Annotated in this window: 20 protein-coding genes; 14 read left to right on the forward strand and 6 right to left on the reverse strand. The window is 70.5% G+C overall.

From position 1 onward, the window contains the following. Positions 1-100: 100 nt before the first annotated feature. Together BLT25_RS25750 and BLT25_RS25755 are read left to right on the forward strand one after the other, a co-directional pair. Positions 101-433 carry a hypothetical protein gene (locus BLT25_RS25750; protein WP_091052148.1) on the forward strand — a complete coding sequence of 111 codons (333 nt, stop codon included), beginning with the start codon at positions 101-103 and terminating at the stop codon, positions 431-433. Between the two features lie 17 nt (positions 434-450). Beyond that, a complete protein-coding gene (locus BLT25_RS25755; protein ID WP_176884280.1) occupies positions 451-1,914 on the forward strand; it encodes an RNB domain-containing ribonuclease in 1,464 nt (487 codons plus the stop codon). 19 nt (positions 1,915-1,933) lie between these two features. On the opposite strand, the gene BLT25_RS25760 is transcribed toward BLT25_RS25755, so the two are convergent. Continuing rightward, positions 1,934-2,866, reverse strand: a complete 933-nt coding sequence (locus tag BLT25_RS25760) for a TauD/TfdA dioxygenase family protein (protein WP_091052150.1) — start codon at positions 2,864-2,866, stop codon at positions 1,934-1,936. A gap of 139 nt (positions 2,867-3,005) precedes the next feature. Between BLT25_RS25760 and BLT25_RS25765 the strand changes: the two genes are divergently transcribed. The 5 genes from BLT25_RS25765 (at position 3,006) to BLT25_RS25785 (ending at position 9,887) form a co-directional block, all read left to right on the forward strand. Then, on the forward strand, positions 3,006-4,289 hold the full coding sequence (locus BLT25_RS25765) for a hydroxyacid-oxoacid transhydrogenase (RefSeq protein WP_091052152.1): 1,284 nt from the start codon (positions 3,006-3,008) through the stop codon (positions 4,287-4,289). 70 nt (positions 4,290-4,359) lie between these two features. Beyond that, a complete protein-coding gene (locus BLT25_RS25770) occupies positions 4,360-5,571 on the forward strand; it encodes a multidrug effflux MFS transporter (protein ID WP_091052153.1) in 1,212 nt (403 codons plus the stop codon). A 119-nt stretch (positions 5,572-5,690) separates the two neighbouring features. Continuing rightward, positions 5,691-8,408, forward strand: coding sequence for a DEAD/DEAH box helicase family protein (locus BLT25_RS25775; protein ID WP_091052155.1), 2,718 nt, complete (start codon positions 5,691-5,693; stop codon positions 8,406-8,408). A gap of 85 nt (positions 8,409-8,493) precedes the next feature. Beyond that, complete coding sequence (locus BLT25_RS25780; protein WP_091052157.1) at positions 8,494-9,270, forward strand: class I SAM-dependent methyltransferase; 777 nt, start codon at positions 8,494-8,496, stop codon at positions 9,268-9,270. Positions 9,271-9,419: 149 nt separating this feature from the next. Beyond that, positions 9,420-9,887 (forward strand): peptidoglycan-binding protein, encoded by a 468-nt coding sequence (locus BLT25_RS25785; RefSeq protein ID WP_218131485.1) that lies wholly within the window; start codon positions 9,420-9,422, stop codon positions 9,885-9,887. 51 nt (positions 9,888-9,938) lie between these two features. Here the strand turns inward: BLT25_RS25785 and BLT25_RS25790 are convergent, their stop codons facing one another. Then, positions 9,939-10,691 (reverse strand): SGNH/GDSL hydrolase family protein, encoded by a 753-nt coding sequence (locus BLT25_RS25790; RefSeq protein ID WP_176884282.1) that lies wholly within the window; start codon positions 10,689-10,691, stop codon positions 9,939-9,941. A 132-nt stretch (positions 10,692-10,823) separates the two neighbouring features. On the opposite strand from BLT25_RS25790, the gene BLT25_RS25795 reads away from it, so the two are divergent. Continuing rightward, positions 10,824-12,050, forward strand: coding sequence for a sensor histidine kinase (locus tag BLT25_RS25795; RefSeq protein WP_091052158.1), 1,227 nt, complete (start codon positions 10,824-10,826; stop codon positions 12,048-12,050). Continuing rightward, the gene (locus BLT25_RS25800) at positions 12,047-12,706 is read left to right on the forward strand and encodes a response regulator transcription factor (RefSeq protein ID WP_091052160.1); all 660 of its coding nucleotides are present in this window, start codon (positions 12,047-12,049) and stop codon (positions 12,704-12,706) included. Before BLT25_RS25795 ends, BLT25_RS25800 begins: the two co-directional genes overlap by 4 nt. A 15-nt stretch (positions 12,707-12,721) precedes the next feature. Here the strand turns inward: BLT25_RS25800 and BLT25_RS25805 are convergent, their stop codons facing one another. The 3 genes from BLT25_RS25805 to BLT25_RS25815 form a co-directional block, all read right to left on the reverse strand. Further along, a complete protein-coding gene (locus BLT25_RS25805) occupies positions 12,722-13,273 on the reverse strand; it encodes a DUF4822 domain-containing protein (protein ID WP_091052162.1) in 552 nt (183 codons plus the stop codon). A 117-nt stretch (positions 13,274-13,390) separates the two neighbouring features. Further along, positions 13,391-14,653 carry an HNH endonuclease signature motif containing protein gene (locus BLT25_RS25810; RefSeq protein ID WP_091052163.1) on the reverse strand — a complete coding sequence of 421 codons (1,263 nt, stop codon included), beginning with the start codon at positions 14,651-14,653 and terminating at the stop codon, positions 13,391-13,393. Positions 14,654-15,232: 579 nt separating this feature from the next. Continuing rightward, positions 15,233-17,059 carry a flavin-containing monooxygenase gene (locus BLT25_RS25815; protein ID WP_091052165.1) on the reverse strand — a complete coding sequence of 609 codons (1,827 nt, stop codon included), beginning with the start codon at positions 17,057-17,059 and terminating at the stop codon, positions 15,233-15,235. Positions 17,060-17,165: 106 nt separating this feature from the next. Between BLT25_RS25815 and BLT25_RS25820 the strand changes: the two genes are divergently transcribed. The 3 genes from BLT25_RS25820 to BLT25_RS25830 all read left to right on the forward strand — a co-directional run bounded on the left by BLT25_RS25820 (position 17,166) and on the right by BLT25_RS25830 (position 21,554). Beyond that, the gene (locus BLT25_RS25820) at positions 17,166-18,353 is read left to right on the forward strand and encodes a GAF domain-containing protein (protein ID WP_091052167.1); all 1,188 of its coding nucleotides are present in this window, start codon (positions 17,166-17,168) and stop codon (positions 18,351-18,353) included. Between the two features lie 91 nt (positions 18,354-18,444). After that, positions 18,445-19,170, forward strand: a complete 726-nt coding sequence (locus BLT25_RS25825) for an ABC transporter ATP-binding protein (RefSeq protein ID WP_091052168.1) — start codon at positions 18,445-18,447, stop codon at positions 19,168-19,170. Further along, a complete protein-coding gene (locus tag BLT25_RS25830; RefSeq protein ID WP_091052170.1) occupies positions 19,170-21,554 on the forward strand; it encodes an ABC transporter permease in 2,385 nt (794 codons plus the stop codon). The genes BLT25_RS25825 and BLT25_RS25830 overlap by 1 nt, the downstream gene beginning before the upstream one ends. Positions 21,555-21,711: 157 nt before the next feature. Here the strand turns inward: BLT25_RS25830 and BLT25_RS25835 are convergent, their stop codons facing one another. Further along, positions 21,712-22,647, reverse strand: a complete 936-nt coding sequence (locus tag BLT25_RS25835) for a TerC family protein (protein WP_091052172.1) — start codon at positions 22,645-22,647, stop codon at positions 21,712-21,714. A 188-nt stretch (positions 22,648-22,835) separates the two neighbouring features. Between BLT25_RS25835 and BLT25_RS25840 the strand changes: the two genes are divergently transcribed. Together BLT25_RS25840 and BLT25_RS25845 are read left to right on the forward strand one after the other, a co-directional pair. Then, entirely contained in the window at positions 22,836-24,218 is a 1,383-nt protein-coding gene (locus BLT25_RS25840) for an FAD-binding oxidoreductase (RefSeq protein ID WP_091052173.1), read from the forward strand. Positions 24,219-24,243: 25 nt separating this feature from the next. Then, positions 24,244-25,071 carry a hypothetical protein gene (locus BLT25_RS25845; RefSeq protein ID WP_091052175.1) on the forward strand — a complete coding sequence of 276 codons (828 nt, stop codon included), beginning with the start codon at positions 24,244-24,246 and terminating at the stop codon, positions 25,069-25,071. The last annotated feature ends 3 nt before the right edge of the window (positions 25,072-25,074 follow it).

Raw genomic sequence — 25,074 nt, forward strand, 5'->3', positions numbered from 1 at the left:
GGACTATCGTGCCGCCCGGGACCAGGATGGCCGAATCGAGGATTGGGTATCTTCCAAAGTGCCCGTGACCTGGGGGAACGCGTGAGCCTACATTCCAGGGATGATCGTTCTGGCTGCCGAACCGACGTCCTCCACAGGCGTTTCCGGCATCCTTGTCGTGATCATCGTCCTCGGCGTGATCTGGCTGATGCAGGACCTCTCGAAGAAGTCCAGGGCGCGGTCGGAACGCCTCCGGGCGAAGCGGTCGTTGACCGCCACGCAGCGCAAGCTACTGAGGAAGATCGACAGGGCGGCGAAGTCCGGTAACGGGTCCACGAAGGAGCTGAACGGCCAGTTCGGTGCGTTCAAGGGAAACCCGAAGGCGTTCAGCAAGGAGGCGGCGGCGCTTCACAAGGCGTACAAGGCATCGAAGGACTCGAAGAAGAAGAAATAGCCATTAGCATTCCGGCCATGGGTTCCGCACGCATCATCCGGGTGGCCAGGGCCGATAGCGGTGTCGCCGCCACCACGCTCCGAGACGGGATCGCCGCGCTCCAGGCCGAGCTGGGGGTGAGCGCCGAGTTCCCGCCGGAGGTGGAGGAGGCGGCGGCCGCCGCCGCGGCCGACCCCAGGCTCCCGGAGCTGGACCGCACCGACCTGCCGTTCGTCACGATCGACCCCGAGACGTCGATGGACCTCGACCAGGCGCTCCACCTGGAGCGCGACGGCGACGGCTACGTGGTGCACTACGCGATCGCCGACGTGGCCGCCTTCGTGGCGCCCGGCGACCCGGTCGACATCGAGGCCAACAGGCGCGGCGAGTCGCTCTACGCCGCCGACGCGAAGATCCCGCTCCACCCCAAGGTGCTCTCCGAGGGCGCCGCCTCGCTGCTCCCGGACCAGGTACGTCCCGCCCTGCTGTGGACCCACAAGCTCGACGCGACCGGCGAGGGAACCGACACCGTCGTCGAGCGGGCGCTGGTCAGGTCGCGGGCCAAGCTCTCCTACGAGGGCGTGCAGAAGATGTTCGACGGTGAGGGCTTCGGTGATGCCGACTACGCCGACTCCCTCGAGCTGCTCAAGGAGATCGGCGAGAAGCGGATCGCCCTGGAGGCGGCCCGCGGCGGGGTCAACCTGCCGCTGCGCGACCAGGAGATCTCGGTCGAGGGCGATCGGTGGTCGTTGGAGTACCGCGACCTGCTGCCCGTCGAGGACTGGAACGCCCAGATCTCGCTGCTCACCGGCTTCGCCGCCGCGGACCTGATGGTCTACGCCCGGGTCGGGCTGCTGCGGACCCTGCCCGAGCCCGACCCCCGAGACGTCCAGCGGCTGCACCGCACGGCTCGCGCGCTCGGCCTGGAGTGGCCCGCGGAGATGCTCTACCCCGACTTCATCCGCTCCCTGGACGGCAGGAACGGCAAGCACGCCGCGATGGCGATCGCGTGCACCCGGCTGCTGCGCGGGAGCGGGTACGCCTCCTTCAACGGTGAGCTCCCCGAGCTGACCGAGCACTCGGCGCTGGCCAACGAGTACATGCACGTGACGGCGCCGCTGCGCCGGCTGATCGACCGCTACGCCGGCGAGGTCTGCCTGGCGCTCTGTGCCGACCAGCCGGTACCCGACTGGGTGACCAGCGCATTCACCACCCTCCCGGAGACCATGCGCGCCTCCTCGCGCACCAGCGGTGCCTACGAGCGCGGCGTCGTCGACCTGGTCGAGGCCGGGTTGCTGTCCCAGCGGGTCGGGGAGAGGTTCGCCGCGGTGGTCGTCGAGGTCGACGACGAGGACAAGCAGAAGGGCTCGATCACGGTCGAGGAGCCCGCCATCGAGGCCCGGGCCACCGGCACGACGGCCCTCCCGCTCGGCGAGGAGGTCGAGGTGCGGCTCGAGACGGCCGACGTCGTCGCCCGGAAGGTCAGCTTCACCATCGACTGACCTCCCGGACGTACGTCTGTCAGGAGATCAGCTCGTCGAGGCGGTTGTAGACCTCGGCGGAGCCCTCGATCACCCGGCTGTGCTCACCCTCGATCGAGACGGGAACGTCACCCTGGACGGTGATGCGGCGCACCTCGCGCGGCAGCTCGTCGAAGTCGGCGACGGCGTAGTGCTGGGTGGCGCGGTTGTCCCAGATCGCGACGTCGCCCCGCTGCCAGTGCCAGCGGACGGTGTTCTCCAGGGCGGTGACCCGGTCCTGGAGGAGGTTGAAGAGGGTCGCGCTCTCCTTCTGGTTCAGGCCGCTGAAGTGCTTGACGAAGTGGCCCAGGACGAGCGCGCGCTCGCCGGTCTCGGGGTGGATCCGGACCGCCGGGTGCTCGGTCCGGTAGATCGTGGAGACGAACTCCTCGCGCTTGCGCGCGGCCACGTCGTCGGTGGAATCGGCCTGGTCGGGGCGTACGTAGTCGTAGTCGTTGGAGTGGATAGCCCACAGGTTGTCGACGAGCGCCTTGAGCTGGGGGTGGAGCCGCTCGTAGGCGGTGACGGTGTTGGCCCAGACGGTGTTGCCGCCGTACTCGGGGATCTCCGCGCCGCGGAGGATCGAGAACGCCGGCGGCCGGTCGACGAAGGTGACGTCGGTGTGCCAGGAGTTGGCGGCCATGCCGCGGTTGGCCTTGAGGGTCAGGACGCGGGCGCTGCCGGTGTTCACGGTCGGGTGGGCCGTCGTCAGCGGCCCCAGGCGCTCACCGAACGCGATCTGCGCGCGGTCGTCGAGGTGGTCCTGGCCGCGGAAGAAGACGACCTTGTTCTCCAGGACGGCGGACCGGATCTCGGCGATCGTCTCGGCGGGGAGGTCGCCGGAGAGGGTCACGCCGTCGATGCGGGCGCCGATCCGGCCACCCACCTTGTGGACGGTCAGCTCGTTGACGGGGGATGCTTCGGTGATGGTCATTCGTGGTCTCCTCTGACGGCGTCGGCTTGATCTGAATAAAGTCTAGTGAAATACATGACTTAAGACCACGGGTGTCTCACGAGACCTTTGAGCACTCCGACCGATGATCCGGATGGGAGGCGGTCGATATCGTGCGCTCATGACGCACGCCACACCTGAGACCGTGTTCACCTATGGCTCCCCGCAGCTCAAGTTCGGCACCGGCGCATCGGCCGAGATCGGCTACGACCTCGCCTCGCTGGGCGCCCGCCGCGCCCTGGTGGTGACCGATCCCGGCATCTCCGCGACCGGACTGCCGCAGCGGGTTGCCGAGCAGATGAAGGCGTACGACGTCACGGCGGTCGTCTTCGACGGCGTCCATGTCGAGCCCACCGACGAGAGCATGCTGGCCGCGGTCGAGTTCGCCCGCGAGAACGGGCCGTTCGACGCCGTCGTGGCCGTCGGGGGAGGGTCGAGCATCGACACCGCCAAGGCGGTCAACCTGCTGACCACCAACGACGGTTCGCTGGAGGACTACCTGAACGCGCCGGTGGGCCGTGGGCTCGCCCCGGCGAAGCCGCTGCTGCCGCTGGTCGCGGTGCCGACCACGACCGGGACCGGCGCGGAGTCGACGACCGTGTGCGTGCTCGACGTGCTGTCGCTGAAGGTGAAGACCGGGATCTCGCACGCGCGCCTGCGGCCCACGCTGGCCGTCGTCGACCCGGACCTGATGATGACCCAGCCCGCCGGGGTGACCGCCGCGTCCGGGATGGACATCCTGTGTCACGCGCTGGAGAGCTACACGGCCCGCCCCTACACCTCCTACGACCGCAAGGAGCCTTCGCAGCGCGTCCCTTACTGCGGCGCGAACCCGATCTCCGACATGTGGTCGGAGAAGGGGCTCTCGCTGCTGGCCGGCTCGTTCCGGCAGGCCGTCGCGCACGGAGACGACACCCTCGCGCGCGGTGACATGGCGTTCGCGGCGACCTTCGCCGGCCTGGGCTTCGGCAACGCCGGCGTACACATCCCGCACGCGTGCGCCTACCCGATCGCCGGGCGGGTGCGGGACTTCCACCCGGCGGACTACCCCGGGGACGAGGCGATGGTGCCGCACGGGATGGCGGTCTCGCTGACCGCTCCGGAGGCCTTCCGCTACACCTTCGACGCCGCTCCCGAGCGCCACCTCCGGGCGGCCCGGCTGCTGGCTCCCGGCTTCGACGAGTCGAAGGAGCAACCGCGTGACGTACTGCCCCGGGTGCTGAGCGACCTGATGCGGGACATCGGGATCCCGGCCGGGATCGGCGAGGTCGGCTACGTCGCTGCCGACATCCCCGATCTGGTCGAGGGGGCGCTCAAGCAGCAGCGGCTGCTCGCCACCGCGCCGAAGCAGCCGTCGGCGGAGGATCTGACCGGGATCTTCGAGAGGTCCATCACGCTCTGGTGAGGAATGCCCGGCGGGACGACGACGTTCGGTTGGTTGTCTTCTTCAACCAAGCTCTCCGGAGGTTCACTCGGTGACGTCAGTCCCGCCGCGGCTCTTGCTCGCCCTCGCCCTGCTCTCGGCATCCGCGCCGCTGGCGATCGACTTCTACCTACCCTCCTTCCCGCAGATCGGCACCGACCTCGGCGCCGCGGCGAGCAATGTGCCGCTGACCCTCACCGCCTTTCTGATCGGGCTCGCGCTCGGGCAGATCGCCTGGGGGCCGATCTCGGACCGCTTCGGGCGGCTCAAGCCGCTGCTGATCGGTTCGGTCGTGGCCGCGGTGGCCGGGGTGCTGGCCGCGCTGGCGCCCACCGTCGAGCTGCTGATCGCGGCCCGCTTCGTCCAGGCGCTCGCCGCCGCGGCGGGGATCGTGATGGCGCGGGCGATCGTGGCCGACGTGCTCCACGGCTTCGCGGCCGCTCGGGCGATGTCGATCATGATGTCGATCAGCGGGATCGCGCCGATCCTGGCCCCGGTGATCGGTGGCGCGATCGCCGGGTTCGTGCCGTGGCGCGGGGTGCTCGGCATCGTCGCCGCGATCGCCGTTCTGCAGGTCGTCGTTGTGGTCGTGGTCATCCGGGAGTCGCTCCCGGCCGAGCGGCGGAGCCCCCGGGTCGAGTACGCCGACCTCGGCCGCCTCCTCGCCAAGCCCGCCTTCCTCGGCTACACGCTGACGCAGTCGCTCACGTTCGCCACCCTGATGACGTACGTCTCCTCCTCGTCGTTCCTCTACCAGTCGGTGATCGGCACGTCGGCGGCCGTGTACGGCATCGGCTTCGCCGTCAACGCCGCCTTCCTCACCGTCGCCGGGCTCGTCTCGGCGCGGCTGGCCAAGCGGCAGGTGCACCCGGCGCGGATCATCCGGTCGGCGCAGCCGGTGCTGGCTGCTGGTGCGCTGCTCGTGCTGGTGGTCGCCGTGCTGCCGGTCCCGAAGGTGCTCATCCTGCTGCCGATCCTGGTCGTCACCACCTGCGTCGGGCTGATCATGGGCAACACCGGTGCGCTCGCCATCGAGCAGGCGCGGCCCTCTGTCGGCGCCGGATCGGCGCTGATGGGCGGGATCATGTTCCTCGGCGGCGGCCTCGCCTCGCCGCTCGGTGCCGTCGCGGGCGAGCACACCGCGGTGCCGCTGGCGATCACCATGGTGGTCACCTCGGTCCTCGGCGCGATCGCCTTCTCCCTCGCCCGCCGCTCGGTAGCGCGCAACCCGGAGTCCGAGGCGGCGTTCGCCACCGCGGCCTAGCAAGCCTGCCGAGACGTCACTCAGGTCGGTCGAGTGGGCACGGTGGTGCCCACTCGACCGACGTACCTGACGCCTCGGACGACGCGGCTGACTTCTCGGCGCTGGCTAGGCTTCGTGGAATGAAGCTCCGGGTCCATCAGCAGCGTGCGCTCGCCGCTCTGGGGGAGGCCTGGGACGCGGGGCGTACGCGGGCGTGGGTGGTGCTGCCTCCAGGGGCCGGGAAGACGCTCGTCGGACTGGAGACGGCACGCGACGCGATCGCGGACGGGGCGAAGGTCGTCGTGCTCAGCCCCAACACGGCCATCCAGGGGCAGTGGCTGCGCCAGGCGGCCTCGCTGGGTCTGGAGGCGTCCTCGTCGCGGGATCTGCACGCGCCGCTGACGTCACTGACCTACCAGTCGGTCGCGGTCTTCGGTGACCCCGACGACGAGGCGGAGACCGGGGAGAGCCACCTGGCGAGGCTGCACGACAACGGCCGGGCACTGGTCTCGGCGTTGCGTACGGCCGGGCCGCTGCTGCTCGTGCTGGACGAGTGCCACCACCTGCTCGAGGTCTGGGGCGAGCTGCTCGGCGAGATCCTCCTGCTGCTGCCGGACGCGCGGGTGCTGGGGCTGACCGCGACTCCACCCGAGGCGCTGACCAAGGAGGAGTCCGCGCTGGTCGGGTTGCTGTTCGGCGAGATCGTCTTCTCGACCTCGATCCCGGCCGTGGTGCGCGAGGGCGACCTGGCGCCGTTCGCGGACCTGGTCTGGCTGACCGCGCCGACGCCGAGCGAGCGGGATTGGCTGCGGGGGAGCGCGGAGCGGTTCGAGGAGCTGCTCACCGCGCTGACCTCGGCCGATCTGGGCAGCGTGCCGTTCCTGGCCTGGCTGGACCGGCGGTTCGTGTCCCGGGCGGAAGGGGCTCCGTCCTGGGCCGAGCTCGCGAAGGCGATGCCCGACGTGACCACGGCGGCGCTGCGGGCGCACCATCGCGGGCTGCTCGCCCTGCCCGAGGGGGCGACCCTGACCGAGGCGCACCGTCGGGATCCCTCGGCCGAGGACTGGGTGGCGCTGATCGGTGACTGGGTACGCGGTCACCTGACCTCGTCCGAGTCAGAGGCCGACCAAGAGGCGCTGGCAGCGATCAAGCAGGCACTGCCGGCCGTCGGCTACTCGCTGACCCGGCGCGGCATCCGGGCCGGCCGCTCGCCCGTCGACCGGGTGCTGGCACGCTCCGAGACCAAGACCACGGCGACCGCCGCCATCGTCGACCACGAGCGCCTCGCGCACGGTGACTCGCTGCGACTGCTCGTCGTCACCGACCACGAGCGGGCCTCGGCGACATTGCCGGTCGACCTGCGCGGGGTCATCGCCGAGCAGTCCGGCTCCGCGCGGGCGGTGCTCGCCACCCTCTGCAGGGATCACGACGACGTCCTGCTGGTCACCGGCGCCACCGTCGCCGGGCCGCCGGCGACCCTGGCCGCGCTGTTGGCGCACATCGCCGAGGCCGACCCTGTTCTGGCCGAGGGCCTGGCGGTCGAGAAGGAGGAGGCGTACGCCACCCTCGTGGGGCGCTGGGGAAGCCGGCAGTGGGTCGGGCACGTGACCCGGTTCTTCGAAGCCGGCGGGTGCCGGATCCTGGTCGGGACGCGCGGCCTGCTCGGCGAGGGCTGGGACGCCCGCTCGGTGACCGGAATCGTCGACCTCACCGCGGCCACGACCACGACGGCGGTCGTGCAGCTGCGTGGCCGGTCGCTGCGTACGGATCCGGGGCGGCCCGACAAGGTCGCGGTCAACTGGACGGTCGTCTGCGTCGAGGAGGAGCACCCTCGCGGCGACAACGACTGGAAGCGCCTGGTCCGCAAGCACACCGGCTTCTTCGGTGCGGACGAGGACGGCTCCGTCGTCGACGGCGTCGGCCACATCGACGAGTCCTTCTCCCCGTACGCCGCCCCGCCGGAGTCCGGCTTCGACACGGTCAACGCCCGCATGGTCGCGCGTTCGGAGGATCGCACGGCGATCCGGGAGCGGTGGCGGATCGGGGAGCCGTACGCCGACATCGCCGGCCGCACGGTCAGGATCCGGCTCCGCCGGGCGGGCGTGCTGCGCATGCCGTCGGGGGCCGTGCTCGCTCCCCGGCCACCTGCGTTCCGGCTGCTGGAGGGCCGGGTGCCGGAGTGGCACCTCCCGGCCAAGGCCGTCCTCGCGCCTGCGGCGCTGCTCAGCATCGGGCTGGTCCTGGCGCTCGCCTTCGGTGCCGCCGGCGGGATCGCGGGGGCGGTCGGTGGGCTGGTCGGCGGGTTGTGGGCGCTGTGGGTCGCGTACGTCTATCGGGATGGCACCCGGATCGCCTCCCAGCTTCGCCGGCGCCCGACGGTCGGGGCGGTCGGGGCGGCGGTCGCCGACGCGCTGAACACGACCGGACAGACCTCGGTCGGCGCCGCCGGGCTCGAGATCGCGGTGGACACCGATGGCAGCTACCGGCTGCATCTGGCCGGGGTTCCCGAGGAGGAGTCGGCGCTCTTCGCCGCCTCGCTCGAGGAGGCCCTGGCACCGATCGCCGCGCCCCGCTACCTGGTCGCGCGTCCGGTCGTCGGTGACCTGGACGCCCTGGAGAGGCTGCGGCTGGGAGTCTCGGGCAGGCACGCCGCGAACGCCGAGGCCTGGCACGCGGTCCCCGTCGCCCTCGGCCGTCGCGCCGCCGACGCGAAGGCGTTCCACGCCGCCTGGGAGCACTGGGTCGGCGGCTCCGGCCTGCTCTACACCGGTTCCCCCGAGGGCGCCGGCGTCCTCACTGCCCAGCGCGGCACCGACCCCTTCGACGTCACCGCCGTCATCCGCCGCCACTGGTCCTGAGGCCGAGACGTCGGCTACGTCGGCCGAGACGTCAGTTCTGGCGATCGAGTTGTCAGCTGTGGCGAGCGGTCCGAGGGTTGAACGCATGGACCCCGACACCCGGCACCTGCACGCGTCCTCCTTCGGCACGGCCGCGACGGCGTACGCAGCACATCGCCCCGACTACGCCCACGACGCCGTCCGATGGGCTCTCCACCCGGCCCCCGGGACGCGGGTCCTCGACCTCGGCGCCGGCACGGGCAAGCTGACCGCGACCCTCGCAGCGGTGGGCGCCGACGTCACGGCCGTCGAACCCGATCCGGAGATGCTCGGCGAGCTGCGGCGAGGGCTCCCGAAGATCGTGGCGCTGCCGGGGAGCGCCGAGTCGATTCCCCTCCCGGACGCGTCGGTCGACGCGGTCGTGGCCGGCAACGCGATGCACTGGTTCGACATGGCGGTCGCCGGACCCGAGATCGCCAGGGTGCTGGCACCCGGCGGCGTGCTCGCCGGGTTGTGGAACACGTTGGACGACGACGTGGACTGGGTGGCCGAGCTGGCCCGGGTCAGCGGCCCCGCCGCGATCGGGCCCCGGGACACACCCGCGAGCTGGCGTACCGAGACCGCGGCCCTGCATCTGCCGACGACGACCGCCCCGGCCCGGTTCGGCTCCCCGGAGCAGCGCGGGTTCCCGCACGGCCAGCGCCGCACGGCCGACTCGCTCGTGGCGACGCTCGGCACCAGGGCCGGGATGCTGGTCATGCCCGAGGCCGAGCGGACGTCCGCCCTTTCCGGCATCCGGAGCTACCTCGCCACCAGAGCGGAGACGGCGGGCGAGTTCACCCTTCCGATGGTGACCTGCGTGCTCCGCGTCCGACGACTCTGAGAGCCCGTTCCTCACATCGCCCGCGTTCTGGCCCCCGGGACGACAGGTTTCTGTCAGATCGTGGACACCGGTGCCAGAATCTGGACTGATCCCAGACGGAGCCGATCGGTTGGCTTGTCACGACAACCCACCCACTGAAGGGAAACATCGTGACCTCCACCATCACCCGACGCATGGTCGGCGCCGTCGTGGCCACCGGCCTCGCCGCCACCGGCACATTCGCCATGTCCGGCATCGCCAACGCCGAGGTCGGCACCGGCAACACCGCCGCCTCCTCGGTCTCCGCCCAGGCGACCCAGAACTTCGGTCTCTCCACGACCGAGGCCAAGGTCATCCAGGGGAAGGTGCTGAAGAAGTACGGCTACACCGGCACGAAGTTCCCGGGCAAGATCGACGGCAAGCTCGGGACCAACAGCTGGAAGGCGTTCCAGGTCTACCTGAAGAAGGACTACGGCTACGCCGGCAAGATCGACGGCGACCCGGGGAAGAACACGATCAAGGCGCTGCAGCGCCTGCTGAGGCACCAGGTCGGCGCGAAGCTCACCATCGACGGTGACGCCGGGCCGAAGACGCAGGCCGCGTTCAAGAAGTACGCGTTGAAGCTCAGCAAGCCCTGATCCCGTACGCCTCCTGACACCCGGCCGCCGGCGAGATGCCGCGGCCGGGTCTCACATTTCCGCGGTAGGCGTCCAGGTGGGGAACTTGGCGGTGCGGCCGTCGCCGGAGGAGCGGCCGGTGAGTCGGCGGTGGATCCAGGGACCGACGAACTCGCGGTAGTAGGCCAGTCCCTTCTTGCCCGCCGCGGCCTCGAAGTCCAGGTCCCACCAGCCCTGCGGGACCTCGACGCCGAGCGAGTCCAGGACGCGGGCGGCGACGCGGTGGTGGCCGCGGGCGTTCATGTGGAGCCGGTCCTCGGACCAGAAACGACCCTCCATGAGGGTGGTGTCGGGCCAGTTGTAGGCGCGCACGATGTCGTCGCGGTGGGCGACGCGCTGCTCGACCAGGTCGCAGAGCTCGTCGCCGCGACGCTGGAAGACCTTGCCGAGCGGCAGCCGGGCCGACGGGTTGGCGCCGGAGAGCAGGATCAGCGTGATCCCGTTGGCGTCGCAGGCCTCGAGCACCGGCTGGAGGAGGTCGGCGATCGCGTTCGCGTCGGCCTTCGGGCGGAGCATGTCGTTGCCGCCGCCGTTGAAGGAGAGGTGGGTCGGCTTCAGCGCCAGCGCGGCGGGGAGCTGCTCTTCCACGATGGGGCGGATCAGGCGCCCGCGGATGGCGAGGTTGGCGTACTCCACCCGAGTGCCCGAGGCCGCCCAGCCCTGGGCGACCAGATCGGCCCAGCCGCGTACGTGACCGGTAGCGGTCTCGTCGCCGACTCCTTCCGTGAACGAGTCGCCGATCGCGACGTAGCGCACTGCCTCCACGAGTCCTCCAACCCAGTCAACCGTTGCCAGATCCATTGCCAGCCTCTGGATTCTAGTCCGCCCGGGGTCTGACCGTGACATCCGTCCCTGGGCTGACGTCGCAGCTGCCTCGGCTCCTCTACGGTGGGGTGCGTGGAGGAGTTGGTACGGCCCTGGCGGCTCGGCCCGCGAGGGCGACGGTGGTTCGACGTCCTGCTCGCCGGCACTCTGTTCCTGATCATCCCGTTCTACGCCATCCAGGCCATGGTCAGCGGCGGCGCGGCCAAGGACGTCTCCAGCACGAACCACGTCGCCGATCTGGTCCTCGTGGTGATCCAGCTCGTACCGCTGCTGTGGCGCCGCCGGCACCCGGTGATCGTCTACGCCATCGTGGCCGGAGCCTGCGGCCTGCAGGTGCTCCTCCTCGACTATCCGCTCGTCTCCCAGGTCTCCTTCCCGATCGCCGTCTACTCGGTGGCGCGCTACGCCCGGCCGCGCTGGGGCCTGGCCGCGCTCGCGGTGGGCCTCTTCGGCTCCTTCCTCGGCGCCTACGACTGGCTCGGCGCCGTCGATGCCGCCTCCAACGGCACCGCCCAGGACGAGATCAACTGGAGTACGTACGTCCCGGTCGTGCTCTCGCTGGCCACCTTCCCGGTGGCCGCCTGGGCGCTCGGCGCGCTGGCCCGCACGAGGGCGGCGTACGTCGACTCCCTGATCCAGCGCAACGAGCAGCTGCGCCGCGAGGCCGAGCAGCGCGCCGAGCTCGGGGCGACCCAGGAGCGGGCGCGGATCGCGCGTGAGATGCACGACGTCGTGGCCCACGGGCTGAGCGTGATCGTGGTCCAGGCCGACGGCGCGCGCTATGCCGCCGAGCAGGATCCGACCCTCGCCCCTAAGGCATTGGAGACCGTCGCGCAGACCGCCCGGGAGGCGCTGGCCGAGATGCGGCAGCTGCTCGGCCTGCTGCGCGACGGGGACGCGCTGACCCGTCCACAACCCCGGCTGGGCGACATCGCGACCCTCGTCGAGGAGACCCGGGCCGGCGGCATGGAGCTGGCCGCGCATCTTCCCGAGCCGGGACTCGCTGTGCCGGAGGGGGTCGCGCTGACCGCCTTCCGGGTGGTGCAGGAGTCCCTCAGCAACGTACGCAAGCACGCCGGTCCGGGCGCCGCGGCCAGGGTCACCGTGACGGCCGAGGAGGGCAGCCTCACGATCGAGGTCATCGACGACGGTCGAGGTGCCGCCGCGAACGCGACCGATGAGCCAGGCGGGCTTGGGCTGGTCGGCATGCAGGAGCGCATCTCGGCCCACAACGGCACGCTCGAGACCGGCCCGGCATCCGGCGGTGGCTTCCGTGTCTACGCAAGACTCCCGCTATGACGATCCGTGTCTTTCTCGTGGACGACCAGGAGCTGGTCCGGGCCGGTTTCCGGATGCTCATCGACTCCCAGCCCGACCTGAGCGTCGTCGGTGAGGCCGGCGACGGCCAGGAGGCGGTCGCCGCGCTGGGCCGGACCGGGGCCGACGTGGTCCTGATGGACGTACGCATGCCGCGCATGGACGGCGTCGAGGCGACCGGTCTGATCGCCGGCCGCGAAGGCGCACCGAGGGTGATCGTGCTGACCACCTTCGACCTCGACGAGTACGCCTTCGCCGCGATCCGGGCGGGCGCCGCGGCGTTCCTGCTCAAGGATGCGCGGCCCGAGGACCTGCTCACCGCGATCCGCACCGTGCACGCCGGCGACTCGGTCGTCGCGCCGAGCACCACCCGGCGCTTGCTGGAGCACTTCGCCGCCGCCGCGCCCGCGACCGCCGGACCGGCTGTCGAGGGGCGGCTGGAGACGCTGACCGAGCGTGAGCGCGAGGTGCTCACGCTGGTCGGTCGCGGCCTGTCCAACACCGAGATCGCCGAGACCTTCGTGGTCGCCGAGGCGACCGTGAAGACCCACGTCGGCCGGCTGCTGGCCAAGACGGGTTCTCGTGATCGCGTCCAGCTGGTGGTGCTGGCCTACGAGACCGGCCTGGTCGGCCGCTGACCCCGTCGGACCAGGTCAACTGGTCGGCTCCGCGTGGTCGGTGGGCGTGTGGACGATGTCGAAGTAGACGGACTTGTCGTTCTCGTCGGGGAAGACCCGGTAGGTGAACTCGTCCTCGGTCAGGGTGACGATATCCGAGTCGCGCTCGAACATGACCTCGCCGGCCTCGTCCTTGGCGACGATGTGGCGGGTGCTGCCGTCCTCGGTAACGGTCCAGTCGCCCTGCATCTTCGGGGAGTCGTCGAGGTTGTACATCGTGAACGTGCCGCCCCCGTCGAAGTAGGCCCAGCCGACGAAGGTCGACACGTTCTCGTCCTCGAGAGGTACGTCCTTCCCGTCCTGGTCCACCGCGCCGGTCGTCTCCCACGCGGTCGAGGCGAGGACGTCGGAGGGGGTCGCGGTCCGGGTCGACTCAGCGGCCTGCTGGGACGACCCGGCCTGCTCGGAGCCCGAGGCGGCACCGTCGTCGGTCGCGCCGCAGGCGGCGAGCACAGCCGCGGTGGCGAGGGCGGCGACGGAGGTCGCGAGGAGACGGACGGGGCGAGTGGTGAACGTGGAATTCTTCATGCCTCAACGATCGCCCGATCGTGGCCCGCGGCCATCTGGCAACGGGCCACGTTCGGATAGCCGATCGGATGATCGGCGATCGTCTCTCGAGCTGGATCCCAGCTCAGTCGGGCTGCTTCAGATGCGGCGGCTGAACCGAATCCGACCGTCCGGGAGCCGCTCATAGGTGTAGTCGGGATCGTGGATCCGGCGATGGTCGCTCGCACACAACAGGACCATGTTCGCCAGGTCGGTCTTCCCATCCTCGGACCAGGGTTTCAGGTGATGGGCTTCGGTCCAGGCCGCCGGGGCGTCACAGTCCTCGGCCTGGCAGCACTTGTCTCTCAGCCGGAGTGCTCGGTGTTGGACCGGATACGCCAACCGGGCGGTTCGGCCGAGGTCGAGGATCTCGGAGTCGGTGCCCAGCACCACCGGGACCAGATCTGCGTTGCAGGCCATTCGGCGGGCCTCCGCGGCGGTGATCTGCTCGCCGTCGAACCCGAGGGCCGCGGTGCCGAGGTCGGCACGGAGCTGGTCGAGGCTCATGGTGATGAACACCGTGGTGCCGTGGCCACCGTGGCGGGGGAGCTGGTCGACGTCGTAGGTCTCGATGACGCGGGCGAACGCCTGGCCGAGGAGCCGGTCGTAGGGTGCTTTGCGGCCTTTGCCCTCGGCGGAGAGTTTCCGGGGCTGCGCGAGGGAGTCCAAGAGGGTGCGGAGCCGCAGCCCGACTGCGCGGGAGACCCTCGCCTGGATGTCGATGGTGCCGTCGCCGTTGTCGCGGGAGGAGTAGAAGGTGCGCCGTTGGGCGTGCTCCTCTTCCCGCTGCAAAGCTTTGGCTTCGGCGGCCTCGAATCGTTCGGGGTCGATCTCGGCCAGGATCCGTTTGCCGACGATCCGCAGTTCGTTGGCGGTCAGGCGACCGGCGTAATCCGCGAGGAGCTTCTCGGCGAGGATCAGGTCCTCGGCACTGGCGGCCGGGCCGACCTCGATGGCATCGAGCGCCTGGGTGATCACCCGGGCCTTGTCCTGGGACACCATCCCCTCGGCGAGTCCGTCAGCCACGAGGTCGTACTTCGCGACTGCCGCTGCGAGCTTGATCTGGGAGCGGGCCACCGCCTTGTCGACGAGGAGCTCGGTCCGCATCCACCCCGAGGCGTCCTTCGCGCCGGTCTCCGCGGCGATGTCGCCGGCCGTGGCGAGCACCCGGAGCTTCAACGCGGTCTGTTGGGCTTGGAGCTTCTCCAACCGCTCCAGCAGGTCCTTCTTCTGCCCGGTGCGCCAATAGACAGGGTCGGAGGCGAGGAGTTCTTCGAGGGTGGTCTCGATGGCGGCCAAGGCAGCCTCGATCGCATCACCGGGGTTGGTGCCCCAGGGGTCGATGTCGCGGCCGAGACTCATCGCTGCCCTCTCTTTCAGAGGTGTGCTGTGATGTGTCTGATTCTACGCCTTCTGCCCTCATTCATCCATCTATTTTCCCTGCTCAGACTGCACTTTCGCGGTGAGCGAACGGCATCGCTTCTGTGGATGGTAAGTGGCCCGAAGGGCCACCCTCCACCCCATCAACCCCACGCATCCGAAGCACGAATCCGCTGCGCCACACCCGGGCCGCCGCCCCGATAGCCAGCCAAATCTTTTCTCGATCTGGTCCGGAGTCCAGGACCGCGAAGCGGCCGGCGAAGCCGGCGGGCCGAAGGCCCGTCCTTGACGCCGGTCCAGATCGAGAACACCCTCAAAGCAAGGGTCGGCGGCCCACGGCGCCCATGAAGAAACAGTCGTCAACCGATGTGCTTCATATGGCCGCCACAACCCCAACTCTCGGGGATCAGACGCAGAGCGACCGTGTTGGTCTCGACACGCTCGCTAGCGCTCGCGGCTCGACCAGCGGGGCGGCTCGACCAGCGGGGCGGCTCGACCAGCGGGGCGGCTCGACCAGCGGGGCGGCTCGACCAGCGGGGCGGCTCGACCAGCGGAGGCCACTCAGGCGAGATGATGCACAGGCGCCAAGTTGTAGACCGGCGTCTCGATCCCCTCGAACCGAGCCTTGAGCTGCAGCGCGAGATAGAGCGAGTAGTGGCGCGACTGGTGCAGGTTGCCGCCGTGGAACCATAGTGCGTCCTGCTGAGTCGGCTTCCACATGTTGCGCTGCTCACCTTCCCACGGCCCAGGATCCTTGGTGGTGTCCGAGCCCAGCCCCCAGCACTTCCCGACACGATCGGCGACATCTTGGCTGATCAGGTCGGCGGCCCAGCCGTTCATGGAGCCGTAGCCGGTGGCGTACACGACCAGATCGGCGTCGAGCGAGGTGCCGTCCTCGAGGACCACAGCCGAGGAGGTCAGGTGGGACACCTGGCCGTGAGCAAGCTTGACGGACCCGTCGGCGACCAGGTCGGCAGAGCCCACGTCGATGTAGTAGCCCGAGCCGCGGCGCAGGTACTTCATGAACAGCCCGGAGCCGTCGTCGCCCCAGTCGTGCTGGAACCCGGCCTTCTCCAGCCGAGCGTAGAAGTCGGCGTCGCGCTCGGCCATCTGCTCGTACAGCGGGATCTGGAACTCGTGCATGATCCGGTAGGGCAGCGAGGCGAAGACCAGGTCTGCCTTCTCCGTGGTCATCCCGGAGGCGAGCGCACGCTCGGAGTAGAGGTCACCGAGGCCGATGTCCATGAGCGTGTCGCTCTTCACGATGTGGGTCGAGGAGCGCTGCACCATCGTCACGTCGGCGCCGTGCTCGTACAGCGCCCCACAGATGTCGAAGGCGGAGTTGTTCGAGCCGATCACGACACACCGCTTGCCCTCGTACGCGTCCGGGCCCGGGTGCTTGGAGGAGTGGTGCTGCTCGCCCTGGAAGTCGGACATCCCGGGCAGGTCGGGGATGTTCGGCTTGCCGGACATCCCGGTGGCCATGATGAGCTGCTTCGGGTGCAGGGTGATCTCCTCCCCGCCGCGCGAGACGGTGACCGTCCACTCCCCGGCCTCCTCCGAGTAGGAGGCGCTGGTGGCCGTGGTCGAGGACCAGTAGGGCACCTCCATCACCTTGACGTAGGACTCCAGCCAGTCGCCGATCTTGTCCTTGGGTGCGAAGACCGGCCAGTTGTCGGGGAACTTCAGGTAGGGCAGGTGGTCGTACCAGACCGGGTCGTGCAGGCACAGCGACTTGTAGCGGCCGCGCCACTGGTCACCCGGCCGCTCGTAGCGGTCGATGACGAGTGCTGGCACCCCTAGCTGGCGAAGCCGCGCGCCGAGCGCGATCCCGCCCTGACCGCCACCGATGATCACCGCGTACGGCTGCTCGGTCAGGCCCAGCGTCTCGGCCTCCTCCTGCCGCTTCTCGGCCCAGGTCACCCGGTCGCGGTTGAAGCCGTGCTCGGCACCCTTCGGGCGACGTTCGCCGCGGGGCTCCTCGTGGCCCTTGAGCTCGTAGAGCGTGGTCAGGAACGTCCACGCCTTCGCGCGGTCATCCTCCACCTTGAGGCGCAGCAGCCCGCGGCCGCGACCGATGGCGGTCTCGAAGGTGAACCAGGCGGTGGTCACGCCGGCGTCGGTGGCCTCCGGCTCCTCGAGCGCGAACCCGGAGGGGTCGACGCGTTCCAGCGTGGCCGAGAGCAGGTCGGCGACCCCGGTCGGGTCCTCGACGGTGGTGATGTTCCAGGAGAAGGCGACCAGGTCGCGCCAGAAGCTCTTCGTGGCGAACAGGCCGGCGGCCCGGGGGATGTCGCGTGCCTTCAGGGCCGCCTCGAAGTCGGCGAGCCAGGTCTGCGCCGGGCCGTTCTGCACGGCCGGGGGAGGGGAGTCGAGTGTCTGCGTCATGCCTCCAGCACACCGCCGCGCGGGCGCGGGAGAAAGGGTTGCAACGGATTGCATGTGGCGCCGGTCACAGCGAGCACCTACCCTCGGAGGCGGAGGTGGACGGCAGATGACAGCGACCGGAGCAGTCCCGGCGGGAGCGGACCTGCCGCGCCTCGCCCGTGACCTCGTACGTGTCCACGACGCCGTCCTGTCGGGCAGCCGCCCGCCGAGCACACCCCGGATCCTGGTAGAGCGCTCCTGGCGCCGTGTGATGAGCATGGGCCTGGAGCCCGGCAGCAGCAACGGCAGGCGTACGCCCTCGGCCGCCGAGTGCGCGGCGCGGAGAGCCCGCTCGCCGCTGGCGACGGTGATCGGCGACCTGCGCGCGGTGCTGACCTCGGCGGCGGATGCCGCGACGTACCTCATGGTGGTCACCGACGCCGAGGGCGTGGTGCTGTGGCGCGAGGGCTCGGCGCGGGTGCTCAGGATCGCCGACCAGCTCGGCTTCGTCGAGGGCGCGCTGTGGACCGAGCGAGCGGTCGGCACCAACGCGATCGGCACCGCGCTGGCCGAGGCGGCCCCGGTCGAGCTCTTCTCCGCGGAGCACTTCGAGCAGGCCCAGCATCCCTGGTACTGCACCGCCGCCCCGATCCACGACCCCCGCACCGGCGCCCTGCTCGGCGTTGTCGACGTCAGCGGGCCCGCGTTGACCCTCCATCCGGCGATCGGCGCCCTGGTCGAGAGCGCGGTTCGTCTGGCCGAGATGAGCCTGTGGCGCCACCACCAGGAGTGGCTGGAGCGGCTGCGTCGCGAGACCGACCACGTCGTATCGGCCGTCGAGGGACCGCTGCTGGTCGTCGACGACGACGGCTGGGTCGCCCATCACGCCGGGATGGCCGCCCGGGACCGGATCGCGGCGCCGCGGCAGGACAAGATGCTGACCGTCCCGGGCCTGGGGCTGTGCCTGCCCGAGCGGGTCGGCGAGCGCGGCTGGCTGGTCCGGCCGACCTCCTCGGGGTCGGGCAGCCTGACCGCCCGCCTCGATCCGGACGGCACCCTCGAGGTCGTCTCGGGGTCGGGCAGCTGGCGCACCACCCTGACCCGCCGCCACGTCGAGATCCTCACCCTCGTCGACGCGGCCGGCCCCGCCGGCCTCACCGCGCGCGGGCTCAGCGAAGCCGTCTTCGGCGACGCGGAGCACGTGGTCACGGTGCGCGCCGAGGTCTCCCGGCTGCGCCGCTCGATCGGCGCCCTGGTCTCGACCAACCCCTACCGCCTGGCCGACGGGGTGACCCTGACCCGGGGAAGACCCTGAGCCGACCCTGGCCGATCAACCCCAGGTCGTACGCCCGGATCAGCCCCCAGCCCGATGTGCACCTACGCCTCCGGGCGAGAGGGTCGGTGGCATGACACAGACCTCTGTTCCCACGATGACGGCCGCCGCGCGGGCGGTGGGCCTGACCAAGACCTACGGCAAGGGTGCCACCGAGGTGCACGCACTGCGCGGGGTCGACCTGGAGATCCGCAGCGGTGCCTTCACCGCGATCATGGGCCCGAGCGGTTCGGGCAAGTCGACGCTGATGCACTGCCTGGCCGGCCTCGACCGTCCCACCACCGGTGAGGTGACGGTCGCGGGCCAACCGCTGCAGAACCTCAACGACGACCAGCTGACCATCTTCCGGCGCGAGAACATCGGCTTCGTCTTCCAGGCGTTCAACCTGCTGCCCATGCTCACCGCCGGGCAGAACATCCAGCTGCCGCTGGAGCTGGCCGGCAGGCGGGTGACCGACGAGACCCGCGCCCGGGCGCAGATGATCGCCGACACCCTCGGCATCGGCCAGCGCCTGGGCCACAAGCCCTCCGAGCTCTCCGGCGGCCAGCAGCAGCGCGTGGCCATCGCCCGTGCGCTGGTCACCCAGCCCGCGATCCTCTTCGCCGACGAGCCCACCGGAAACCTCGACTCCGAGACGTCGGCCGAGGTGCTCGACCACCTGCGCCGCAGCGTCCGCGAGCTCGGTCAGACCGTGGTCATGGTGACCCACGAGGCCTCCGCCGCGGCGTACGCCGACGAGATCGTCACCGTGAAGGACGGGACCCTAGAAATTCGGCAGAGCGAAGGGGTGACGCGCTGATGCGGACGGTGCTGTTCGCATCCCTGCGGACCTACGCCCGCCGGTACGCCGCGGCAGTCGTGGCGGTCATCGCCGCGGTCGCGCTGATCGTGGTGACCAACGCCCTCACCTCGGCGACGAAGTCGGGCCTGTTCGCGGGCATCGACGCGCCGTTCCGCAACGCGGTGGGCGCGGTCGACCTCCCCTCCGACGAGATCACCGACAAGTACGTCGAGAAGGGCGGCTGGGCCCTGGCCCTCTCGATGCAGCCGGTCCGCACCGACGAGACCATGCTCGGCCAGGACATCATGGTCGGCGCTGTCTCCACCGAGAAGCGCTGGCAATGGCAGGATCTCGAGGAGGGCCGCTTCCCGACCCGCGCCGGCGAGGCCGTGGTCGATGCCAACGCCGCCAAGACCAACAAGATCGCCATCGGCGACACGCTGAAGGTCGGCAGCGGTACGACAGCGGTCGAGACGACAGTCGTCGGCCTGGTGGACGCCCCGTCGATGTGGTCCTCGCCGATCTACGTCACCTGGCCCGAGATGCAGGGCTGGGGGGACCAGTACGTCCAGGCCGTGATGACCGCCGGAGCCGGCGCCGAGGCCGACAACTGGCTGAACGCCGACGACTACCTCACCGAGCTGCAGACCCAGCTCAACAAGGAGGTCAACGTCGTGGCGTACATGGTCCTGATCTTCGCCTTCATCGCGCTGTTCGTCTCCGTGCTGGTCATCACCAACACCTTCTCGATCCTGTTCGCCCAGCGGATGCGCGACTTCGCGCTGCTGCGCGCGATGGGCGCGACGAAGCGTCAGGTCCTGAGATCGGTACGCCGCGAGGCGCTCGCTCTCGGGGTGATCGCCTCGTTGCTCGGCCTGGTGGTCGGCGTCCTGCTCGGCTGGGGGATCGTCGCGCTGGTGCGGCAGCTCGCCGAGACCGCGCCGCTGGGTGCGGTGGCCTTCGAGTGGCCCTGGCTCGTGGGTGCGTTCGTCCTCGGCGTGCTCACCACGCTGGTCGCCTCGTGGCTGCCCACTCGCCGGCTGATGCGGCTGAGCCCGCTGGCCGCGCTGCGGCCGCAGGAGGGATTCGACGTACGCGGCGCCGGGATGTTCCGGATCGGTCTCGGTCTGGTCGTGGCCCTGGCCGGCATCGCGACGATCTTCGTGGCCGTGGGCTGGGACGACGCCCAGACCGGGATGCTGATCGTGCTGCTCGGCTGCGGGGTCACCTTCATCGGCGTGATGCTCCTCGGGCCCGCGCTGGTGCCGGGTCTGGTGCGACTGGCCGGGTCGGCGCTGGCCGTGGTCGCCGGCTCCCCGGCGAAGCTCGCCGCGGCCAACGCCGGACGCAACCCGAAGCGCACCGCCGCCACCGCTGCGTCGCTTCTCGTCGGCGTCACCCTCACCACCGGCGTGCTCACCGGGATGGCGACCATCCGCGGCGCCACCCTGGACGAGATGGCCAAGCAGCACCCGATCGACATCGCGCTCCAGGCCGAGTCGAAGCCGCTGCCGGACTCGGTGGCAGGGGACGCGAAGGCGGTCCCGGGCGTCGCGGACGCGGTCGCCGTACCGGGAGCCATGGCATCGGTGCGGACCGACGGCAAGCCCGTTCCGCTGCCCGTCGTCGCCCCGCCGGGCGGAGACATCGCTCTCGAGGACCTGAGCGTGAAGCCCGGCACCATGGTGATCTCCCCGGCGGCCGCCTCGGCCTTCGTGGAGGACGAGTTCGAGGCGACCGGCGAGAAGGTCGAGCTGGTCGTCGGTGACCGGACCGCGACGGTGACCCTGGACGTACGCGAGATCGACGGGGCACCGCAGATCTCCGCGGCCACGCTGCGGACGCTGACCGAGGACCCGCAGACGTACGCAGTCTGGGTCCGTGCCGACGCGGGCGCCGACCCAGAGGACCTGGCGGGCGCGCTCGGGGTGCTCGCCCCCGACGCCGAGCTCACCAACGGCAAGGGTCAGCGTGCCTGGGTCGAGCTGCAGCTGGACGTGTTCACCTGGGCCGTGATCGGGCTGCTGGCGATCTCGGTGCTGATCGCGCTGGCCGGCATCGCGAACACGCTGGGCCTCTCGGTGCTCGAGCGTGGTCGCGAGCACGCGCTGCTACGGGCGCTGGGCCTGACCCGGCGCCAGCTGCGGCGGACGCTGGCTGCCGAGGCGGTGCTGCTCTCGGCGGTGGCGGCCCTCGTCGGCACCGCGCTGGGCGTCTTCTTCGCCTGGGGCGGCAGCGAGATCCTGGTCGGCGACATGCTGCCCGACGCCACCTTCGAGCTGCCGGTGCTGCAGCTGGTGGCGGTGGTCGTGGCCGCGGGCCTGGCCGGCCTGGTCTCCTGCGTGGCACCGTCCAAGCGGGCCACCAAGGTCAGCCCGGCGGAGGGACTCGCGCTGGACTGACCGCGGCTAGGGATGTGTTGGTCTCGACACGGACTCGTTCGTTCCTCACGAGTCCGGCTCGACCGACGGGAGCCCCCGTCGGTCGAGCCGCCGGTACGTCCGCTGGTCGAGCCGCGAGGCCGCCCGCGGCCGAGCGTGTCGAGACCAACACAGTCGCCTAGGCGTTCGTCTCCTCCAGAGCCTCGTTCTCCTCACGAGTCTGCGTGCGCGCGGAGGCGATCAGGCTGGTGGTCACGGTGACGGCGAGGATGCCGATGATGACCACGAGCGAGAGCCAGGTCGGGATGACCGGGACGCTGTCCCAGTGGCCGTGGGCCCAGTGCAGGCCGAGCTTGACGCCGATGAAGGCGAGGATCGCGGCCAGACCGTAGGAGAGGTGGACCAGCTTGGACAGGGCACCCTCGAGCACGAAGTAGAGGGCCCGCAGGCCGAGCAGGGCGAACGCGTTGGTGGCGAAGACGAGGTAGGGGTCGCCGGTGATGCCGTAGACCGCCGGCACCGAGTCGACCGCGAAGATGATGTCGGTGGCGAAGATGGCGAGCACCACGATGGCCATCGGCTTCAGGCCGATCTTGCGGCCGAGACGTACCGCCAGCATCTCCTCGGGGTCGACCTTCTGGTCGTGTCCCTGGAGAGCCTCGACAAAGAGCTTCACGGCGGTGACCAGCAGGATCGCACCGAAGATCAGGAAGACGATGTCCCACTGGGACAGCGCCGCGGCGCCCAGCGCGATGAAGATGCCCCGCAGCACGAGCGCGCCGACGATGCCGAAGAGCAGCACCTTCTGCTGCAGGTGCCGTGGCACCGCGAAGGCGGCGAGCAGCAGCATGAACACGAACAGGTTGTCGACGCTGAGCGACTTCTCGACGATGTAGCCGGTGTAGTACTCGAAGCCGGTCTGGCTGCCGTGGGCGTTCCAGACCCAGACGCCGAAGGCGAGCGGAAGCGCGATGTAGAAGGCCGACCAGCCCAGCGCCTCCTTCATGGAGACGTCGTGGGGCTTGCGGGTCAGGACGAAGTCGAGGGCGATCAGCGCCACGACGGCGCCGATGGTGACGGCCCAGAGCGTGGGCGTACCGATGGTATCGAGCATGAAGGTTCCTCAGGCGTGTCGATGAACGTCTGAGGTCTCCCTCACCCCGGATCGGGGTGTCATTCCGGGACGGTGTCGGCACCGACGTACTGACCGGAATGAGCTTGGTGAGGTACTCCCCTCGAGGTAAAGCGTATCGGTATCGGCGAAGGGGTTCGCAATCGGCCATCTCACGAGAGGATGTCGGGATGACGACGGAGTCCGTGCTTCCCCTGATCGATGATCTCGCCGCCGGTGTCTCGGAGGTGGTGACCGATGAGATCTCGCGGCTGGCGGCCTCGACCGACCGGTCCGGATCGGTCGCCGCCGGCCTGCCGCTGGCGGTGGTGAGGGCCCACAGCGTCGCGGACGTCCAGGCGGCGATGCGGGTCGCCTCGGCGCACCGGGTGCCGGTGGTCCCGCGCGGTGCGGGCACCGGGCTGGCCGGGGGAGCGGTGGCCGGCACCGGCCACCTCGTCGTCGACCTCTCCGCGATGGACCGGATCATCGAGCTGGACGCGGTCGACGAGATCGCGGTCGTCGAGGCGGGCGTCCTCACCGCGCACCTGGACGCGGCGGCCGCGGAGGTGGGACTGCGCTACGCACCCGACCCGGCCTCGGCGGCGATCTGCTCGATCGGCGGCAACGTGGCTACCAACGCCGGCGGGCTGCGCTGCGTGAAGTACGGGGTGACCCGCGAGGCGGTCCTCGGCCTCGACGTCGTCCTCGCCGACGGCACCCTGATCCACACCGGCCGCCGCACCATGAAGGGCGTCGCGGGTCTGGACCTCACCGCGCTCTTCGTCGGCTCCGAGGGCACCCTGGGCGTCGTCGTCGGCGCGACCCTGCGGCTCAAGCCACGGCCGGTCTCCACGTTGACGGCGTCGGCTGCGTACGCCTCGGTGGCGGCGGCCGCCCGCGCCTGCGCCGCGATCGCGGCCGCCCGGCGGGTGCCGTCGATGCTGGAGCTCGTCGACCGGCGCTGCCTGGAGGCGATCGACCGGTTCGCGGGCACCTCCTACGCCGCGCGGGGCGACGCCCTGGTGATCGCCCAGGCCGACGGCCCGGCGGCGGAGAGCGAGATCGAGGCGATCGCGGCCGTCCTCGGCAAGGAAGCCACCTGGGTCGAGCAGGGCGTCGATGAGGCGTCCTCCGACCGCCTCGTCGCGACCCGTCGCCAGGTCCTGCCGGCCATCGAGGCCGAGGGCGCCTTCTTCATCGAGGACATCTGCGTGCCCCGGTCCCGGCTCGCCGAGGCGGTCGAGCGGGTCTCCGAGATCGCGGACCGGCACGGCGTACGCATCTACACCATCGCCCACGCCGGCGACGGCAACCTCCACCCGGTCATCGGCTGGGATCCGTCGCCCGACGATGTCCCGGGGGTGATGCCGCCGGAAGAGACCGCCGCGGGAGACGAGATCTTCGCCCTCGCCATCGAGCTCGGCGGCACCACGACCGGCGAGCACGGTGTCGGCCGGCTCAAGCAGAAGTGGCTCGAGTCCGAGATCGGTGCCGACTCGATCGACGTGCAGCACCGGATCAAGGCGGCCCTGGATCCGCTGGGGATTCTCAATCCTGGTGTCGGGTTCTGACCAGGGACATGACACTCTTGGCCCCGTGCGTGTCGGAATTGCTGCTGTCGTCCTGACCCTCGGCCTCGCGATCACCCTGATCGCCTGCGGCGGCGAACCGGAGGCGGCGGACCCCACCTCGACTCCGAGCGCGGCGACGGTCGTGACCGCCATCAAGGGCGCCGACGGCACCTCCGCGACCGCGGGCGGCTACACCCTCGGTGACGTCAGCCTGCCCGCCGAGGCGGGCACCCCGGGGAAGGTGAGCTTCACGATCACCAAGGAGGGCGACCCCGTCACCGACTACATCGAGGAGCAGACCAAGGACCTCCACCTCTACGTCGTCCGCGACGACCTGGAGGTCTTCCGGCACCTGCACCCGACCCAAGGTGAGCCCGGGGCGTGGTCCGGCGACCTGACGCTGCCCGCGGGCGGCACCTATCGGGTGGTCGTCGAGTTCGCGGCCCGGACCGCCGACGGCAAGGGGGAGCAGGCGATGCTCGGCACGACGGCGAAGGTCGCGGGGGCCTCCGAGGTGGACGTACCCGGCTCCGACGACGGCACCGTGATCGCTGCCCTGGAGGAGACCCCGAAGCCCGGGATCGACCAGGAGATCGGCGTCCTGATCTCCGACCCGGCCGGCAAGCCGGTCAACCTCGGCACCTACCTCGGGGTCTACGCACACGTCACCGCGTTCAGCCGCGAGACGGGCGAGGTGATCCACCTGCACCCGCTCGGCGGCCCCGAGAACGGCGAGGACGGCACCCGCCTCGGCATCCACGTGAAGCCGCCGAGGGCGGGTGACTACGTCTTCTTCGTGCAGGTGCGTGTCGACGGGATGATCCACACGCTCCGGCTCCCGGTCACGGTCTGACCG

The sequence above is a fragment of the Nocardioides sp. YR527 genome, assembly GCF_900101045.1.
Taxonomy (GTDB): domain Bacteria; phylum Actinomycetota; class Actinomycetes; order Propionibacteriales; family Nocardioidaceae; genus Nocardioides.